Source organism: Metabacillus sp. RB-C-LZQ-3-1 (genome assembly GCF_058315175.1).
In genome coordinates this window covers 51,471-70,155 of record NZ_JBZFLI010000018.1, presented here as the reverse complement: position 1 = coordinate 70,155, position 18,685 = coordinate 51,471, and the positions used below count along the sequence as shown (strand labels likewise).

The window sequence follows — 18,685 nt, the reverse complement described above, 5'->3', positions numbered from 1 at the left end:
CCTTACCTCCTAGTTTTTTTGGGAAACTCCAGCTGAATCAAATGTTGCCATTTCTTTTACCATTAATGTAGCTGATTGGATTATTGGGTATGTAACAGCTGCTCCGCTTCCTTCTCCTAGTCGGAGACCTAGATCTAGAATTGGTTTTTTTCTTAATAATGAAATGGCGATTTGATGACCTGGTTCAACAGATTGATGTGTGACAACCATATAATCTGCAGCATTTGGTGAAATCTTACTAGCTAGTAAGGCGGCGATCGTACAAATAAATCCATCGACAAGGATAGGTACTCGTCTGCTTGCAGCAGCCAGCATCGCACCAGTCATTCCAGCGATCTCTAATCCACCTATTTTTGAAATAAGATCAATTGGATCTGCAGGATTAGGATGACGCGATTCAATCGCTTGCTTAATGACATGGACTTTATGTTGTAAGACTTCCTGTGTAATACCTGTTCCAGTTCCGACAACCGATTCGACCTCTTTATCACTCAATATTGTTAAGATCGCGCTGCTTGCAGTTGTATTGCCGATCCCCATTTCACCGAGGATAAGACATTGTGCACCATTGTTGATCATCTCTAAGCCCTGCTCATAGCCAATTTTGATGGCCTTTTCTGCCTCTTTACGAGACATGGCGTCCTCGTGTAAAAAATTTGCTGTTCCATATCGAACTTTTTTCTTGAGTAAATGAGGATGATCAATATCAATTGCAACCCCAATGTCAATGATGTTTAGGTCAGCACCTATTTGTCGGCTAAACACATTGATGGCTGCACCACCATTTAAAAAGTTACGCACCATTTGCTCTGTTACAGCTTTCGGATAGGCTGATACCCCCTCGTCAGTAATGCCGTGATCTGCAGCAAAAACAAGAACACCGGCTGGAGACACAGTTGGAAATGCATCATTTTTCATTTCAGCTAATAATATGGCAACTTCCTCTAACCTGCCTAAGCTCCCCGCTGGCTTTGTTAAATTATTTATATAATCAGAGACTTGTTTTCCCATTTCCTTATTTAACTGAGGTACGGAGTATGAATGTTGTGTCAATGATGATTCCCCCTATTCGTTTTGTACTCTAGACATTTTTCAATCAAATGATCAACCATGCTCGGACAGGAGCCAAAGTGAAAATGTGTATAGCCTGCTACAACATTTTTATGTAAGTACCCTTCCTTCTTTGTTCCTCTCATACCCTTCGTTTCATAGGCGTATGGAATGTTTTCATTAGGAGATTGATACGTAGAGTAATGAAATTCATGACCCTTTGCAGCTACATTCTTTAATAAATAATTTTCATTTTGCCCGAATATTTCCCTGTAGCCTAAAGCTGCTAATCTTTCTTGCATTTTAACCTTACCGGGAATGATTCCAACCATTTGATAGGTTTGGTTTTCCGTTGTTTCGATTGATTCTGTTAAATACATGAACCCTCCACATTCAGCTAATGTTGGTAGTCCATGTTCGATGGAAGTTTTTATGGAGTCCTTTGCTTTTTCATTTTGTTCTAATTGATGTGCAAATTCCTCTGGGAATCCCCCTCCTAAATAGAGGCCTTCAACATTATTTGGTAACTCCTCATCCTCGAGTGGTGAAAAATAAACAATCTCAGCTCCTTTTGCCTCTAAGATTTCAAGATTCTCAGGATAATAGAAGTTAAAGGCAGCATCCTTTGCAACAGCGATTTTAACAGCAGGTTCTTTTTTTGCTTCAAATAATGAAGATTTTTCATTTGAAGGTAATAGATCAGCGTTAGCTAATTGAAGGAGTAATTCCATATCAATTGTCTCGTTAACTAAGTCTCCTAATGTTTGAAAAAAATGATCAAGCTCTCCTCTTTCAATAGAAGGGATGAGACCAAGATGTCGTTCAGGTATTTCAATATCTAGTTCCTTTTTCAAAAAACCGATCACAGGAACATGACATTCCTTCTCAATCGCTTTTTTCACAAGCTGAAAATGCCCTTCACTTCCCACTTTATTAGCAATGACGCCAGCGATATTAGGCCCTTCCGATAAAAGCTGAAAGCCCTTAACGATGGCCGCTGCACTCCTTGCCATGCTTTCACAGTTTACAACTAATAAGACTGGGCTTTTTGTAATCATACTAATTTCAGCCGTACTTCCTTCATTTGTTTCTGGATTTTTCCCATCAAAAAAGCCCATAACTCCTTCGATAATTGAAATGTCAGCACCTGCACTTCCATGATTAAAAATATCGATGACCTGATCATGTGTAAGCATCCAGCTATCTAAATTTCGAGAAGCTCTCTTTGTAACAGCAGTATGATAGGAAGGATCAATATAGTCTGGACCGCATTTAAATCCTTGGACTGTGAGTCCACGTTTTTTTAGCGCTGACATCAATCCAATCGTAAGTGTTGTTTTCCCAACACCACTTCCGGTTCCAGCAATAACCAATCGACTTTGTGACATTTTCATTCCACCTTTGATACTTTTTTTAACAATGCCCTTTATGAACTCGATGTAAATATTTTTTGATTGCTTCATATGTCGCACGATACACTATCTGACCAATTGCTTGACCAACAACAGTACTTGATCCAGCATAAGGAGTTTTGTCACCCTTTTGCGTTAAACCGAGGACAAGAGCATCTGTTGATGTTCCAGTCGCGAGGGTTCCGGATTGCGGATCTTTTATTTTTAAATCATGTAAAGCTTTTACCTTTGCTTCTGTTGCAGATATTAATCCATTGACAAGGGCACCATCTGTAAAATGGGCATCGATAAATAGCATGGTATTGATCGTTCCAATCGTTTGGACCGCACTAGAAATGGATTGCTTTGAAATATCAACCGCATTTCCGACACCTGCCGTTACGATTGCTAGCATCGAAATACCACCAATTTCTTCCTCGATAATCACAGCATCCTCTAACACAACAGCTGTCATCATGCCAAGAGCCTGCTCAAAAGGGATATTGAATGTTGTCATCCAGTCTTGTACATCTTTTACAGGATCATCACAATGATAATTTTTCTCTACATGAAAATTACAAAAGTGAGTGAGCCATTGAATTCCTTCGCCAATTACACCATTTGAAATGGTTTTCAGTTGGTGTTTGAATTGAACATGTACATATTCTTTCGTTTGTTTAATCTTATATGACTCTTTAAAAGCTATAGAATGTTGTGAAATGGTATGGTTTGGTGTCATTAACAACTGCGGCTTAGGAATCGTCGGATGTGATTGAGGGATTACATCTACCTCGTACACCTTTTTTAGCTGATCCACTTTTCTTAGCGTTTCAACATCTCCAACTTCTAAAAATTTTCCTTGATGAAGCAAAGCGATTCGATCGGAATATAGAGATGCAACATTTAAATCATGTAAAATAGCAAATGTCGTTAACCCCATGCTTTTTTGTCGTTCTCTTAATAAATCAAGCATTTGAAAAGTATGCTTAATATCCAGATGGTTCGTTGGTTCGTCTAACAGTAATATTTCCGGCTCCTGAGCTAAAGCTTTTGCTAATAACACCCTTTGCTTTTCTCCGCCACTAATCATACGAAATGGTATGTTCTTTAGATGAGCAATGTTAGTCATATCCATGACATCATCCATTATCCTTACATCTTGTTTTGATAACTGTTTAAGTAGGCCTTTTTGATGTGGATAACGACCAAGCGCGATAATTTCTTCGACGGTGTAATCAAATGATACATTTGCTTCCTGTGTGAGAACAGCCATTTTCTTCGCCTTATCAAGCTTTGAAAGTCTGGAAACTGGTTGATTTGATAAGAAGACCTCCCCATCCATTATCGGCAATTGACCAGTAATTAGCTTAAAAATCGTTGTTTTTCCACTTCCATTAGGTCCGAGGAGTGAAAAAAATTCTCCTTGTCCAATCTCAACATCGATTCCATTAATAATGGGCGGATTCGAGTAGCCACCTACTAAGTTTTCAATTCTTAACATTTATGATCCCCTCCGCCCAAGACGTTCTCGAATTAATAAAAGTGCGAATACTGGTGCCCCAATAAGGGCTGTAATCACACCAATCGGCAATTCCTTAGGTGCGATAATCGTACGCGAAACTAAATCTGCTAAAATAAGAAAAGCTCCTCCAACAAGCATTGACAAAGGAAGGACATGACGATGATTTGGACCTGTTATGAGCCGAATAAGATGTGGTATCACAAGTCCAACAAAACCAATCGAACCAGATACCGCCACAGCAGCACCTGTTAATAAGGAGGCTCCAATTAAGATGAAAATCTTCCTTTTTCTCACATCAACACCAATATGATCAGCGGCATCCTCGCCAAGGGCTAACGCATTCAGCTCTCGATGGTTGAAAAATAAGATTAAGGAACCAAGCACCATAAAAGGAACAATTAGTTGAACATGTGTCCAGTTTCTCATTCCAACACTTCCATATAACCAATAAATAATTTGTGTCATCGAATCTCGGTCACTTAAAGAAATTATGAGTGAAACGATTGCCCCTATAAAAGAACTCACAATAATGCCTGCTAAGATAATCGTTTCAATTGCAAGGTTGCGGCTGCTTAATTTTACAAGCCCAAAAACAAGAAACAAAGTTAGAAATCCACTAATAATCGCGACAACTGGAAGAGTAAAGTTTCCTAAGCCGATGATGGAAAACTGAAAAAAAATAACAAACACCGCACCAAGAGACGCTCCAGATGACACCCCAATTGTATAGGGATCTGCCAATGGGTTGCGTAAAAGCCCTTGAAAAGCTGCTCCTGCTAATGCTAAAGAAGCTCCAACGCAAAATCCAAGAAGTACTCTTGGTAAACGAATATTCCAAATAATCATTTCTTCGTTTTTGGGTATTTGTTCTAACCAGCCAAAACCTATGGTATTGTCGGATATAATATGTAAAATCGTTGTAACGGGCACCTGCACACTGCTAATAAATAAGCCAAGGAGGGCTGTACTAAGTACAAACCCTCCGCTTAGAATATACAGCCACGTAATCTTACTTTTCAAACACTTCAGGATAAATAAGCTTCGCAAGTGTCTCGACTCCTTCAATTAAACGAGGGCCTGGTCTTGTAACAGTATCGTTATCAACATCAAACACCTGTTCATTTTTAATCGCAGGTACGTCCGCCCATCCTTTACGTGCTAAAACTTGCTCACTTGGATTTTCTACATAATAGCCATAGGTTGTAATAATCACATCAGGATTTAATTTGACAATTTCCTCTTCTGTTAGTTTTACCCAACCATCTTGATCTTCTGCAGCATTAATGGCATTAATTGATTCTAGCATTTCATGCATAAACGTGTTTTTACCTGTAGTAAAGATATCTGGTGATGGAGAAACTTCTACCCATACTTTCTTTTTGTCTGTAATTTCTGCTGCTTTTTCTTTCACAACATCAAGGCGATCCTTCATATCTGTCACGATTTCATTTGCTTTATCTTCAGTACCTGTTGCTTGTCCAATCATTTCGATATTTTTATATACTTCTTCAAATGAAGATGTATCACCAACAACGATTACTTTCGTTCCTGCTTCTTCAAGCTGCTTTAAAATGTCAGGATGTGTTTCATAATGATAATCGGTTACTAACGCAAGATCTGGTTGAAGGGAAAGAACCTTTTCAATATTGATGTCCTGTCCGCCAACTTTTTCTTTCTCTAGAGCTTCTGGAGGATAGTTACAGAAATCGGATACACCTACAATTTTATCTCCTAATCCAAGCGCATATGCAATTTCAGTATTACTTGCTTGAATAGAGACAATTGATTCTGGCTCAGATTCAATCGTTACCTCTTGGTTGGCATCATCGGTTATTGTGACAGGAAATGGCTGTCCATTTACTGTATTGCCTTCTTCCTGTGCTGTCCCAGTCTCTGAATTCTGTTCTCCTTGCGTATTGTCCTCTTGTGACCCACATCCCACAATCATGAACATGCTTAACAGAAGAACAATACTTAATAAACCCCACTTCTTCATAAACGTACTCATTTTTCATTCTTCCTTTCTTTTTTGAACACAAAAAAACGCTATTCCTGTGGAAAGCGTTGATTAAAGGCGTCTATTTCAATGATCTCTTGTTCATTCTATGTATAAACATGCAATCTACTATATAAATAATAGCATTAACAATAAGAGATTACGAGCGCTTTAAACATTCCTTTCCTCGAGGAAGCTTAAAAAAACAAATAGGCAGGTCTCCTGACTTACGAATATAGCGGTCGGTTTCTCCTTCCCATGCTTTTACACAGTGGATCTTGTATAACCTTCCTTCTCGATTACAGTGGCGGGACCGTGTTGGATTTACACCAAACTTCCCTCTTAGTCTTACATATCTCTATGAAAGAAACCTATTTGTTTTATATTCATTTTTTTGTTTTCTATTAGTGAGTATAGTATAGTCTTGGTGGTTTGTAAAATAGATAAAGTGAATTTTTTATATATCTGTATCAAAGATAGTTTGCCTTTTAAAGTATTTTTGTCCATTGTGATAAATTGATTACAGTGTACAAATAAAAAATACCTGCTCCCAATGGGAGAGCAGGTTCTAACATTGATAAGAATTAAAGTCTATTTTGCGTTCTCATCAGGTTGATGAATGCCAAAAATATTTCCTTCAGTATCCATATAATACCCTTGCCATGCCATTCCAGGCAAAGCATGTTTTGGCTTAACAACCTTGCCTCCATTGTTTAGAATTTTAGATTCAGTAGAATCTAAATCTTCCACTACCATCGTGCATGTATAACCATTTTGCGGGTGGTCTTGAGATGGAGAAGCACTTTGGCGTTGCATTAAAGCTCCGTTAATTCCGGGTTCGTTCGCATCACCTGTCACTGCGCCGAAATAAGGCATTCCAGCGTAGTCGCTCCAATCTTCAAATGTCCAACCCAATACATCTCCATAAAACTTTTTAGCGCGTTCCATGTCATCAACATGAATTTCGAAATGTATTAATCTACCCATCATATCCTCCTTGACCTGTTTTGTATTTTGTACTGTTTGTTACGAGTATGTATTTCTCCTTAGTGCATGGGTACTCCTTCTTTATTAAGAAATATTTGTAAAAAAAAGGATATCTGTTGATTTCTTTCCATATCAACATTTGAAAAAATCAACAGATAGCTTTTATTAAAAGGTGAGCTCTTTTGTTTGCATTACTTCCTGAGGTTGTTCCTTTATGAGAAAAACTCCCAACAAACCTAACATTGAAAACAACACAGGAATCATAAAGCCGTAAAAATAACCAACATGACTTGCTGAAGCTTGAAAAGAGTCCAACACAGCTCCAAAAATGCCCGGTAATAAAACTGCACTTAAGAAGCCTCCCATGTTTGCAAAACCTGTAGCAACTCCTACTTCTTTTGTGTCAAATGATTGGCGTACAACTGCGAAAGTTAAAGCACTTGCACCATTTCCAAAGCCAATCATGAAAAAGAGGACAACGAGCATAAAAAGTGGTGGTTTTCCACTAAATAGTAGAAAGGAAGCCCAACATATAAAAATCATTGCATGGATAATCATATAGGGTTTTTTGATTGAATTCAGCCGACTTGAAATCATCGTTGATAATGGTGCACCAATAATGGCCCCAAAAAGTCCGATCATAACAAATTGACTAGCAGCAGACAATGACATATCAAACACATACATGCCATACGGAACGGCCCATGAGCCGATAAAGCCGACATATGTACCAACTGCACCGAAGTGACAGAAAAAGGCTGCCCATGCTTGGCGATTTGAAAAAATCCGCTTTAAAATTACCATGGTTTTCTCAGGCTTAGATGTTCTTTTAGGACTCGAGTCTAGTGAAATATTGTTTTTAATCATTCGTCTTGGATTAAGAATAAGGACAACATATAGAAGAATTCCACATAGTAATAAAAGGATGCCCATAGTTAAAAAAGAAGTTCTCCAACCCATTAAGCCAATCCAGAGTGAAAATGGTACGGTTGCCAACAAGAACCCAAGACTTCCGGATACTCCTGCCATACCAAGTAATTTGATGAATTCATTCCCTTTAAACCACTGACTTAAAATCAACACTAAATTTACCCAAATGGCTGAATCACCTGTTCCGACGATTAATCTCGCAATAAGAAGAACGGAATCATTTGGTGCAAGACTATACAACACCGTACCGATCCCTGTTAAAAAAGTCCCGACAATAAGAAAAAAATTAGGTCCAAAACGATCAGACAAGATGCCAATCGGAACTTGTAAGCCTGCGTACGCAAAAAATTGAATGCTCGCGATGAACCCAATTGTTGCAGCTGTCACCTTAAAATCACTCATCAATTGGTCTGTAATTAAACCTGGTGCTGTTCTTTGACTTACAATTAGAAAATAAGTGAAAAGAACCGAAGCAAAAACGACCCATCTGTACTTGCTGTTTTGTTTGTTCATTTGTGTATGCTCCTGTTTTTTAGTTTCTATGATTATTATAAGCTATTTTTTCCAAGGATTGTTATGATTTCGTCATTCATGGTAAGGTGATTGGGACCCTAAAAAATCTCACCTTCATGATAAAGGTGAGATCATTCGGTATTAAATTTAAAATTGTTTTTTTCTTTTGAGATTTTCCGGCATTACTAAAAGTGCCTTAATTTATAAACATAATAATACCAATCCCAATCACGGCCATGACAATTAGATGTAATCCATTTGCGCGTATACCCGCGTCGAATCCTGATATTCCTACAATTCTGCTTACCATTAAATTCAATCCAGAAAATGGGCTTAAAGCAGTTGAAATTGACCAACAAAGCAAAAGAAGCATCGCAAGAGATAGATTGCTGATTCCTAGCTGATCTGCATTTAATTGCATCGCTAGTGCGGCAATGACTGCGATTTGATGAATTCCAATGTACGTGGTAATAACAACAAGCAAGATAACAAATAAAGCAAATAATAAAAAGGATTGACTCGCCGCTATTGTTAAAAAATCACTTATTTGATTGGCTAATTCAGTTCCTTGTAATGCGTGTGCTAATAATCCTGCACTGCTGAACAGCATAATTTCATTATTCATTATCGGCACGGATTGGTCTCGGTAGTTTTTTAATAACGGAATCAATTTTGTCCAGCTTTTTGTTGAAAATCCCCATATGATTGGCATAATACACGAAATCATACAAACAATCACAATCATGGACCATTGGGTAATAAACTCAATGATTAAGGAGACGATCATAAGAAGGGAAACGAATAAGGCTAATTGGATAAGCTGTTTCTTCGTTTTTTTTCCCAAAGGAACTTCTGGTACTGTTTGATTTTCAATCGGATGTCGTTTCTCCCAAACAGCAAACAATATATTTCCTACTGTTAAGGATAAAACAGATAATCCAATACCATATAAAATATAGTTCCCTACAGGCATATCCAAATAGTATAGGACCAATGAGACTGAAGCGAAATATGGCGACCATAAGATTGCTGTTGAAAATCCTATGAGATAGCTTTTTGCCGACATAGCTGATGGTAGCTTTAAATCTGAAAGAAATTCACTAATCAAACGGACAGAACCTAAGCTCAAGATCGGACTTAAAATAAATAAGGAGGTTGTAATCCCAGCAAAAAGACGTTTTGGGTGATGTAATAAATTACGTAAAAGTATATCAATGGCTTCAAAATATCCACCAAGCTTAAGTGGGATCGAAAGGAGTGGCGCAAGCGTTACTAAACAAAGCAAAGGCAAGATTAATAGAATTCCTTCACTAATCCCGTCAATTCCTGCTCCTTTATAAAGTTCTAACCCGATACCCGTTCCCATCATGATGGTGCCTATGAATCTTGGAACGCCTTTCGCTTTCATGACACTGGCTATAAAGGCAACGATCACAAAAACGACCACAACATATCCTAGCCATGTTTGGTCAAGAAAGTATTGAATGAGAAACAGAAAACACATGGATAATATGAGATAACTCCGCAAAACGCTTCACCTCCTTTACTACCTTATTCTTTTAACAAATCTCGTAATCTGATAAAAAGAGAAAGGCAACCTATAAAAAGGTGTGCCTTAACGATCAACGCTTATGTTACAGGAGCAGGATTGAATAAGACTAAATCGTTGTGCAACCCCCAATGTTCAGCCCATGTTTGCTTGCGGCCGCTTGCAACATCTAAGATGAAATGAAAGAGTTCCCAACCAATTTCTTCAATCGATGCTTCACCTGTTGCAATTGGGCCAGCATTTACATCAATTAAATCCTTCCATTGTTCCTTTAGAGTGTTTCTTGTCGACACTTTAATTACTGGAGCCATTGCCAAGCCATACGGGGTTCCACGACCAGTTGTGAATACTTGAAGATGCATTCCTGATGCTAATTGAAGCGTCCCGCATACAAAGTCACTAGCTGGAGTAGCCGCAAAGAGCAACCCTTTTTGCTTTGCTTTTTCACCTGGTGGCACTACCCCGACGATAGGAGAGCTTCCTGATTTTACAATCGAGCCTAGCGATTTTTCAACAACATTGGTTAACCCGCCTTTTTTATTGCCTGGTGATGGATTTGCGCTCCGGTCGGCCTCTCCTCTTTGTAAGTAGTCGTCATACCACTTCATCTCATTTATAAGTGCCTGACCAACTTCTTTATTCACAGCCCTTGGTGTCAATAAATGGATGGCATCTCTTACTTCTGTTACTTCAGAAAATAAAACGGTTGCTCCTGCCCGTACTAATAAATCAGCAGCATAGCCAACCGCAGGATTTGCGGTTACACCTGAAAACGCATCACTCCCTCCGCACTGTAATCCTACAACTAAATCAGATATGGGACATGTGACTCTTTGACGCTCATTTAATGGTTTTAATCGCTCTTCTGCCATGTTCATAATCAGTTCAATCATATTGATAAACCCATTTTGATCTTGCAAGGAAATAATTTTTTCTAGATCTCCATCTGGCACTAATCGGCCTGGTGATAACTTTTCACACCCTAAACCGACGACCATCAGCTCTCCGCCGAAATGAGGATGGGTCGCGAGATTTTGGATGGTCCGAATTGGGATTTTTGCTTCAGGAGCATTGATCGCTACCCCACACCCATATGTATGATTTATTGCAACAACGTCATGGACATTCGGGTAGTATGGAAGAATTTCTTTTTTAATTCTATTCACTGCATAATCCAATACACCTGCAACACATTGGACACTTGTGGTAATCCCAAGGATATTTTTTATCCCTGCACTGCCATCACGATTTCGATATCCTTGAAACGTATAGCCCTCTAATGGAGGAAGTTGTTCGGGTACCTTAGTTGCTAATGGAAGATCATCTAATTCTGGTGGTGTTGGCAGCTTTACTAAAGATTCCCTAACCCAGCTTCCTTTCTTGACCTTGGATTTTGCATATCCAATCACTTCACCATAGCGGACAATCGCCTCGTCCTTCTCCAAATCTGTTAAGGTCACTTTATGACCTTGAGGAACATGTTCCTCTAATCTTAGACCGCATGGGAATACTGTTCCTTCTTTTAGACCACCCGAATTAACGATGATGGCTACGTTGTCTTGGGGATTTACTTTAATATAGAGTGGTATTTCTTTTGTTTCTTTTAATGCCATATGAAGCTGCCTCCTTAGCGATTAATTAGGAAGAAATAGCTGAGGGACGTTTATGACAAACATCCCTCCTACGACTTTCGACAAGGTTTTCTAAAAAATACACGGAACATTAAAAACTACCATTCAATATATTCAGGTTCCCCTAGTACCATAATCTTTTCATTTTTTCTTGCTTCTTCTAGTAAACTCTCTGAAATATAAATTTCTTTCACATGAAGGGTGTTTTTTATTCGTACTACGCGAGCTTTCGGTTTATCAACGACAGCGGCTGTTTTGATCGCTGCTTTAACTGCTAATTCCGAGGTATCTAAGAACATAGGAAACTTGACAGCATCTGTTACGAGACTAGTCAGGGCATTAGCATAACCTTTAGCCCAAGCTGTTTTTTCAAATACCCTCCGCGTGGTGATATCAGCCAACCCAATCCCATTTGCATTATGGTGTGTTTGCTCTGTAATATCCAAAACAACAATATTTGTAGTTTTTTGATCTCCGCTTGCATATGGAGTAGGATACAGTCCGGTAATATGGGGATCCATCCCGCTTCCTGAAATATCTTTCCCAAGCTCGTCGACAACAAGAACATCAATCGGATTAAACAACAAACTCGGCATAAGGGATTTGGCTTCAAGCAGCAATTCTGGTTCTACTTCGAATATGTTTTCTGCAGGAACAGCTACAATTTTTGCCGGCCGATCATAGGCATTTTCAATTGTAGCAAGTCCAAAGATAATAGGAGCATTGGCTAACGCGATTTTAGCCATAGCAGGTATATGCTCTGCATATATTTGAAGCTATAGGAATGTGCCGCATCCGCGCCCTTTTGTTTGCCGAGTCCAATCGTAACCATTTTTGCCAGACCGCTTTCATGTGGGCCGCGAAATGCGGTATGTGATTTTATTCGTGCGATGAAGATAATTTTATCAGCTTCATATGCATGTTTATCGAGATAGACAGGGAGTCCCTTTGGCAATCTCCCTAGTTCCACAACATCCATACTTGATTTAATTGGTGCACCGGTGAATCCCTTGGTGATTCCTAATTTTTCCAACACCTCTCGCTGCCCTTCTGCTGTAGCGCCGCCATGACTGCCCATCGCCGGAACAATGAATGGTTTGCCGCCTGCAGACCTTACCGCTCTAACGAGTTCTCTTGTTAAAATGGGAATATCCGCTATTCCGCGGCTCCCTACAGCAATCGCAACTAAATCACCTTTCGAAATTCTCGCTAATACTCCTTTATCCTTGATTGAATGGTGTACAGCTTCCGCAACATCAGGAACTTCTGGAGCATAGAAATGCTGTTTTACTTTGACCATTTTAGGGATCGGGATATCTTTTACTAGTGTTTCAATTACACTCATATAAGGACACCATCCAACTTTCACTTTCCAGTACTCTTGTCATCTATAAGGCTTACTTTACAAACACTGTCTTAATTGACGTGAAAAATTCCTTGGCCGCTTCTCCTTGTTCACGAGAGTGTGAGCTTGATTGTTTCATGCCTCCGAAAGGTGCTTGAAGTTCAACTCCGGCACTTTCAGCATTGATCCGCACAAGTCCTGCTTCCATATCTTCAATAAAAGAAAGCATGTTTGAAATATTACTTGTGAAGATTGAAGCGCTTAAACCATATTGAACATCATTTGCCAATGTGAGCGCATCTTCGATTGATTTGACTTGAATAAGCGCAATGACTGGTCCAAAAATTTCCTCTTGGGCAATGGTCATATCAGATGTGACATTGTCAAAAATCGTCGGCTCTACGTAAAAGCCTTTGTCATAATCACCACCTGTTAAACGATTTCCACCAGCAACCAGTCTTGCCCCTTCCTGTTTTCCTTTTTCAATATAGGAAAGAACTGTGTTTAATTGTCCTTCACTTGCAGATGGCCCCATCCAAATGCCATCCTGCAGTCCATTTCCAACTGTAATTTCTTTTGTTTTCTCTATTAGTTTTTCTTTAAATGTTTCATAGATTGATTCCTCTACAATGACACGGCTTGTTGCTGTACATTTCTGTCCTGTTGAACGAAAGGCTCCACTAATTGTTGCTTCAACTGCAAGGTCCAAATCAGCATCTTCCGTAACGATAACAGGATTTTTCCCGCCCATTTCAAGTTGGTATTTTGCCCCGCGGTTTAAAGCCGCTTGACCAATACCCTTTCCGACACTATTAGATCCTGTAAATGTAATTCCATTCACATCTGGATGGTTGGTGATTGCCGGACCGATAATAGAGCCGGAGCCAGTCACAAAATTAACAACCCCTCCTGGAAGGCCAGCTTCCTCAAAGCATTCAATGACTTTTGCAGCTGTAACAGCTGTTTCTTGAGCTGGTTTTAATAAGACTGTGTTCCCATAAATAAGGGCAGGTGCCATTTTCCAAATTGGAATTGCAACTGGAAAATTCCATGGTGTAATTACCCCAACTACTCCTAAAGGTACTCTGCTTGTGAACATTAATGCTTTGCTGTCTGTTGAAGGAATCACATCACCAACTTTACGCATACCTTCTCCAGCATAGTAACGAAGGATCGCAACACCACGAGCAGTTTCACCCTTTGCTTCAGGCAACGTTTTGCCCATTTCACGTGTCATCGTTTCCGCTACTTCATCTAATCGTTTTTCTAAGATATCAGCTACCTTGTATAAGTAAGCGCCTCTTTCACTTCCAGCTAATTTCCTCCAAAACTTTTGTGCTTCTTTTGCAGCAGATACAGCTTGGTTAACCTCTTCATTTGTTGACATTTGTACGTAACCAACAACATCTTTATAATTGGCAGGATTGGTACTTTTTTGGACTTCTCCACTTAAAGATTCTGTCCAAGTTCCATTAATGAAGTTTTTGTATGTTTTATTTTTAATTTCAACAACCATATTCTTTCCTCCTTTATTTCATAAAACAAAATTGATCTTAAAATTTACTGGCTTCTTTATTTGGAATCGGATATTTTTCTAATGCATTTTCAATAATGATCTTCAATTGCTCATAATGCTCTTTTTCAACTGGTATACAAGGTGGTCGAACTGTATTTTCTACTGGCAAGCCCATAATTTCCATTCCGGCTTTGATTAGGGAAACGGCATATCCTTTGCGTTTCTTTCGAATATGGTTAATCGGTAGGAGTACATCCAAATAGATCTTATTCACTAATTGATTATTACCTTCCAATAATGCGTCATAATATAATTTCGAAATATGTGGAATATAGTTTGACATCGCTGAGGAGTATGAATTAAATCCAATCCCCTTATATGCTGGCATCGTAATTTCTGCAAAAGGCATGCCATTTAGCCATTCCACTCGATTACCAATTGTTTGTGTTAACTCTAGATTTAGTTCCATATTTCCATAACCATCTTTTACACCGACAATCTGAGGAAACTCATCTATTAAACGCTTTAATATTGGCGGCTGTAAGACGGCATTATCGCGTTGATAAAGAATTGCATTTAACTCACTGCTGTTAAGGATCATTTTGTAATAGTTATATAACCCTTCTTGTTCACCTTCAATTAAATAAGGAGGCAGGATTAAATATCCGTCTACCGCTAGGTTTTCTGAAAGTCTAGCTAACTCTACAGCCTCTGCAATGGATCCTCCGACACCTGAATATACAGGAACCCTACGGTTTGCAGCAGCAACAGCAACCTCAAGCATTGTTTGATATTCTGCTTTATTCAATGCATGAAATTCCCCTGAACCACATGCAATAAAAATTGATGAAAGCCCTGATTCTATTAAAAAATGAATATTTTCTGCTAACGCTTGTTCATCAATATTTCCGTTTTTGTTAAATGGTGCTGTTGGAAATCCTAAAATTCCTGTTGGTGCCTTCCTATTTAACTTCATCTACATTCATCCCTTTCATCCCCTATAATTGTCTAATTGTCTTACAATTAATTAAAATTGTAAGACAATTAAAATTAATTGTCAACTTAGAATACTGGAATTTTTTATCAAAAATTGAAATAATGATGCTCATAACAAAAACACTTGTTATGAGCACAGAATTTAAATCTATTACTCTTTATTTAGTTCGATATATTTTACTTCTGTTTCTTTCATATAGTCAAATGCCTCTTTAGGGTTCATATAAGTTGGTGTGACAAGGAATTTCTCTGCTTCTTTCACATATTCTTCATCATTTACTACTTTCTCAACAGCTTTTGAAAAAGCATCAACGATCTCATCTGGTGTATCTGGATTGAAACCAAAGAAGAAGAATTTTTCAAACTCACTATTTACACCTTGCTCAATAAATGTTGGGACTTCCGGCATGAGATCCACTCTTTCACTTGACATAATACCAAGAGATCTCATATCTCCAGAATCTACATAGTTGTTTACTAATCCTAAAGAAGTTGGAACGATATCCACATGACCGCCTAAAAGCGCTGTTACTTTTTCTGCTGCTCCACCGACATCAACAATATTTAGTTCAATCCCTTGGTCTTTTTGTAGGGCTAATAACTGGAGGTGTGTAAATCCCCCAACCTCAGTTGCAATGGAAACTTCTCCTGGATTCTGACGCGCATATTCAACCATGTCTTTAAGATCCTTAAATTTAGAATCAGCTTTCACCATAAATGTATTTCCTTGGTCTAATACGGCAATTCCTGCAAGTTTAAAAGAATCATAGCTATCTTGTGTAAGACCCATAATTCTGTTTAACAATAAGGAGTTATGGAAAAACAAAGCTGTATATCCATCAGAATCAGCATCTAATACTTCATTTGCCCCAACTGTACCACCTGCACCAGTTACATTTGAAATAACAACTGGCTGACCTAATTCCTTTTCTAAATATTTGCCAAGTAATCTTGCATTTGCATCCGTATCTCCACCTGCACCTGCTGGTACGACAACTGTAATTGGTTTTGACGGATAATCACTTCCACCGCTACTATCTTTACTACTACTAGTTTCGCCCTCATTACTAGTCGATTGTGAGCATCCAGCAAACAATGCCGCAACTAATATCGTCGTCATCAACACCATAATCCCTTTAAACGTTTTTTTCATAATAGACCTCCTAGAATTTTTTATCTATAGAAAATTTCCTATAATACAACTTTGAGGGCACATCTTAAGCTCCAATTGAATTTGAATCTATATTTCTCTTTTTCTTATAATTACTTCTTATTTTGAAAAGAATTGATAGAACTGCTAAAGCTAGAAATGTGGCAGCGATTGGTTCTGTTAAGAATGGTGTAAAGTCGCCTTTTGAGTACATAAGTCCTCTTCGTAAATTTGTTTCAGCAAGCGGACCTAAAATAAATCCTAAAATCACGGGTGTGATTGGGAAATTGAATTTCAACATGGCATAACCAAGAATTCCGAAAAATAAGAGAGCTCCTGCATCAAATAAACGATTATTTACACCAATTGCTCCAACAACACAAAGTACAAGGATAATTGGTAAAAGAATGTATTGCGGGATGCTTAACACCTTCGTAAAAAGTCTCATTCCCCAGAAAAGCAAGGCAATCATGAAGATATTTGCGATAATTAATGCAGCAAAAATACTATAGACAACATCACCGTTGTTTTCGATTAGTAGTGGTCCCGGGCTTAGTCCGTGAAGGATTAATCCTCCTAAAAGCAAGGCAGTAACCGTATCTCCAGGAATACCTAACGAAATTAAAGGTACAAGCGCCCCGCCTACAGCCGCGTTGTTTGATGTCTCAGAAGCAACAATACCATCAGGAATTCCTGTACCAAATTTTTCAGGTTTCTTTGATTGGTTCTTTGCGGCAACATAAGCAATAATATTGGCTGTTCCTCCGCCAATACCAGGCAAAATTCCAATACCAATCCCAATTAGCGCTGAACGTAACCCATTCCAGCCTTGTTTGAAAAAATCTCGGACCGAAAAACCAAAACCTTTTAATTTGTACTGAACTGACTGTCCTTTTCCTAGCTTTCCCTCAGAAGATTTAATGATTTCCGATACGGCAAATAAACCGATTAGTACAGGTAATAACTGAAAACCTGCATTAAGGTCTTTGAAGCCAAATGTAAATCTTGGGAAAGCATCTATTGGGGCAGAACCAACCATTGCTAATGAGATGCCAAATAATCCACTTAGTAATCCTTTAATTAATGAATCACCTGACAAACTAGAGATCATTGTTAACGCAAAGATTGTAATGGCAAAATACTCAAAAGGACCAAATTTTAGTGCCAATTTTGCTAGTGGTGGAGATAGTAGCATCAGCACAAAAATACTAAGCAATCCTCCTAAGAAGGAAAAAAGAATCGCGTAGCCAAATGCAGGTCCCGCTTGACCTTTTTTGGCCATCGGATACCCGTCGAACGTCGTAGCAATTGAAGATGGAGTTCCTGGCAGATTTAATAGGATGGCAGGAATAAGTCCACCTGAAACTCCACCTATGTATAACCCCATCAGTAAAGCCATCGCCACGATCGGTTCCATCCCAAAAGTGATCGGCAGTGTAATAGCAATCGCCATTGTAGCAGTTAAACCTGGAATAGACCCAAATATTAATCCTAAAGCGACACCTCCAAGAATATAAGCAATTGTTGAAACGTTTAAAACGGAGGAAAATCCGTCAATAAATAAATCAAACATGTTGAACCCCCCTTACCCTAGAATTCCAGCTGGTAGCATTAAGTAGAACACGTATTTGAAAATAAAGTAGATAAATACAGAAGTAATAATCGATATGACAACAAACATAGGTATTTTTCTTTCTGTTTTAGCCGCAAGTAAATACATTTGAAAAAATAAATAAACAGTTGTCGTAATAAGGAAGCCGATATAAGGCAAAAGAGCAATATATAGGACTAATAACCCGACTGTTGCTACTACAGATAGTGGACTGATTTTCTTCTTCTCTTCTGTTTCGTTTTCTTTTTCAACTGGAGCATTTTTGTCTACTCCATTTTTTATCCTTATCTGTTTTTTAATCGATTGAATCAAATAGAAAACACTTAAAATCAACATTCCGATTGCCACTAGTTTTGGTACAAAGTCGGCTCCAACCTTAGAGACAGTTAACTTTATAATACTGTTGGAGGCGATGTACATCCCAATAGAAAAAACAATAAAGAAAGCGCTTGCAAATATATCTTTATTGAGTCTTGCCATTTCTCATTCCTCCTCTA

The 18,685-nt window shown here is 38.5% G+C and carries 14 protein-coding genes, 1 pseudogene and 1 riboswitch; all 15 genes and pseudogenes read right to left on the bottom strand.

The window, feature by feature from the left end:
- Positions 1 to 9: 9 nt before the first annotated feature.
- Positions 10 to 1,053 (bottom strand): nicotinate-nucleotide--dimethylbenzimidazole phosphoribosyltransferase, encoded by a 1,044-nt coding sequence (cobT, locus tag AC4GZ8_RS21605; RefSeq protein WP_491083975.1) that lies wholly within the window; start codon positions 1,051 to 1,053, stop codon positions 10 to 12.
- On the bottom strand, positions 1,050 to 2,438 hold the full coding sequence (locus AC4GZ8_RS21600; RefSeq protein ID WP_491083974.1) for a cobyrinic acid a,c-diamide synthase CobB: 1,389 nt from the start codon (positions 2,436 to 2,438) through the stop codon (positions 1,050 to 1,052). Before AC4GZ8_RS21600 ends, cobT begins: the two co-directional genes overlap by 4 nt.
- Positions 2,439 to 2,463: 25 nt before the next feature.
- Positions 2,464 to 3,942 (bottom strand): adenosylcobinamide amidohydrolase, encoded by a 1,479-nt coding sequence (locus AC4GZ8_RS21595; RefSeq protein WP_491083973.1) that lies wholly within the window; start codon positions 3,940 to 3,942, stop codon positions 2,464 to 2,466.
- Positions 3,943 to 5,010 (bottom strand): FecCD family ABC transporter permease, encoded by a 1,068-nt coding sequence (locus AC4GZ8_RS21590; RefSeq protein WP_491083972.1) that lies wholly within the window; start codon positions 5,008 to 5,010, stop codon positions 3,943 to 3,945. It lies immediately after the preceding gene.
- Complete coding sequence (locus AC4GZ8_RS21585; protein ID WP_491083993.1) at positions 4,973 to 5,959, bottom strand: ABC transporter substrate-binding protein; 987 nt, start codon at positions 5,957 to 5,959, stop codon at positions 4,973 to 4,975. The genes AC4GZ8_RS21590 and AC4GZ8_RS21585 overlap by 38 nt, the downstream gene beginning before the upstream one ends.
- Positions 5,960 to 6,154: 195 nt before the next feature.
- Positions 6,155 to 6,349: riboswitch (cobalamin riboswitch) on the bottom strand.
- Positions 6,350 to 6,550: 201 nt separating this feature from the next.
- Positions 6,551 to 6,946 (bottom strand): VOC family protein, encoded by a 396-nt coding sequence (locus AC4GZ8_RS21580; RefSeq protein WP_491083971.1) that lies wholly within the window; start codon positions 6,944 to 6,946, stop codon positions 6,551 to 6,553.
- A gap of 165 nt (positions 6,947 to 7,111) precedes the next feature.
- The gene (locus tag AC4GZ8_RS21575; protein ID WP_491083970.1) at positions 7,112 to 8,389 is read right to left on the bottom strand and encodes an MFS transporter; all 1,278 of its coding nucleotides are present in this window, start codon (positions 8,387 to 8,389) and stop codon (positions 7,112 to 7,114) included.
- A 196-nt stretch (positions 8,390 to 8,585) separates the two neighbouring features.
- Complete coding sequence (locus tag AC4GZ8_RS21570) at positions 8,586 to 9,917, bottom strand: hypothetical protein (RefSeq protein ID WP_491083969.1); 1,332 nt, start codon at positions 9,915 to 9,917, stop codon at positions 8,586 to 8,588.
- Positions 9,918 to 10,018: 101 nt separating this feature from the next.
- Complete coding sequence (garD, locus tag AC4GZ8_RS21565) at positions 10,019 to 11,551, bottom strand: galactarate dehydratase (protein WP_491083968.1); 1,533 nt, start codon at positions 11,549 to 11,551, stop codon at positions 10,019 to 10,021.
- Positions 11,552 to 11,667: 116 nt separating this feature from the next.
- Positions 11,668 to 12,914 (bottom strand): annotated as a pseudogene (locus AC4GZ8_RS21560) (nickel pincer cofactor-dependent isomerase, group 22).
- Between the two features lie 52 nt (positions 12,915 to 12,966).
- Positions 12,967 to 14,430, bottom strand: coding sequence for an alpha-ketoglutaric semialdehyde dehydrogenase GucD (gene gucD / locus AC4GZ8_RS21555; protein WP_491083967.1), 1,464 nt, complete (start codon positions 14,428 to 14,430; stop codon positions 12,967 to 12,969).
- 37 nt (positions 14,431 to 14,467) lie between these two features.
- Positions 14,468 to 15,406, bottom strand: a complete 939-nt coding sequence (gene kdgD / locus AC4GZ8_RS21550; protein WP_491083966.1) for a 5-dehydro-4-deoxyglucarate dehydratase — start codon at positions 15,404 to 15,406, stop codon at positions 14,468 to 14,470.
- Positions 15,407 to 15,577: 171 nt separating this feature from the next.
- Positions 15,578 to 16,579 (bottom strand): tripartite tricarboxylate transporter substrate binding protein, encoded by a 1,002-nt coding sequence (locus AC4GZ8_RS21545; protein WP_491083965.1) that lies wholly within the window; start codon positions 16,577 to 16,579, stop codon positions 15,578 to 15,580.
- Between the two features lie 64 nt (positions 16,580 to 16,643).
- On the bottom strand, positions 16,644 to 18,149 hold the full coding sequence (locus AC4GZ8_RS21540; protein WP_491083964.1) for a tripartite tricarboxylate transporter permease: 1,506 nt from the start codon (positions 18,147 to 18,149) through the stop codon (positions 16,644 to 16,646).
- A 12-nt stretch (positions 18,150 to 18,161) separates the two neighbouring features.
- On the bottom strand, positions 18,162 to 18,668 hold the full coding sequence (locus AC4GZ8_RS21535) for a tripartite tricarboxylate transporter TctB family protein (RefSeq protein ID WP_491083963.1): 507 nt from the start codon (positions 18,666 to 18,668) through the stop codon (positions 18,162 to 18,164).
- Between the last annotated feature and the right edge of the window lie 17 nt (positions 18,669 to 18,685).

What these genes read in the sequence shown, in the direction of transcription:
- AC4GZ8_RS21585 (WP_491083993.1), bottom strand. Translation starts at nt 5,959, where the DNA reads ATGAAGAAGTGGGGTTTATTAAGTATTGTTCTTCTGTTAAGCATGTTC.
- AC4GZ8_RS21580 (WP_491083971.1), bottom strand. Translation starts at nt 6,946, where the DNA reads ATGGGTAGATTAATACATTTCGAAATTCATGTTGATGACATGGAACGC.
- AC4GZ8_RS21595 (WP_491083973.1), bottom strand. Translation starts at nt 3,942, where the DNA reads ATGTTAAGAATTGAAAACTTAGTAGGTGGCTACTCGAATCCGCCCATT.
- AC4GZ8_RS21600 (WP_491083974.1), bottom strand. Translation starts at nt 2,438, where the DNA reads ATGTCACAAAGTCGATTGGTTATTGCTGGAACCGGAAGTGGTGTTGGG.
- gucD (WP_491083967.1), bottom strand. Translation starts at nt 14,430, where the DNA reads ATGGTTGTTGAAATTAAAAATAAAACATACAAAAACTTCATTAATGGA.
- AC4GZ8_RS21535 (WP_491083963.1), bottom strand. Translation starts at nt 18,668, where the DNA reads ATGGCAAGACTCAATAAAGATATATTTGCAAGCGCTTTCTTTATTGTT.
- AC4GZ8_RS21575 (WP_491083970.1), bottom strand. Translation starts at nt 8,389, where the DNA reads ATGAACAAACAAAACAGCAAGTACAGATGGGTCGTTTTTGCTTCGGTT.
- AC4GZ8_RS21540 (WP_491083964.1), bottom strand. Translation starts at nt 18,149, where the DNA reads ATGTTTGATTTATTTATTGACGGATTTTCCTCCGTTTTAAACGTTTCA.
- garD (WP_491083968.1), bottom strand. Translation starts at nt 11,551, where the DNA reads ATGGCATTAAAAGAAACAAAAGAAATACCACTCTATATTAAAGTAAAT.
- kdgD (WP_491083966.1), bottom strand. Translation starts at nt 15,406, where the DNA reads ATGAAGTTAAATAGGAAGGCACCAACAGGAATTTTAGGATTTCCAACA.
- AC4GZ8_RS21545 (WP_491083965.1), bottom strand. Translation starts at nt 16,579, where the DNA reads ATGAAAAAAACGTTTAAAGGGATTATGGTGTTGATGACGACGATATTA.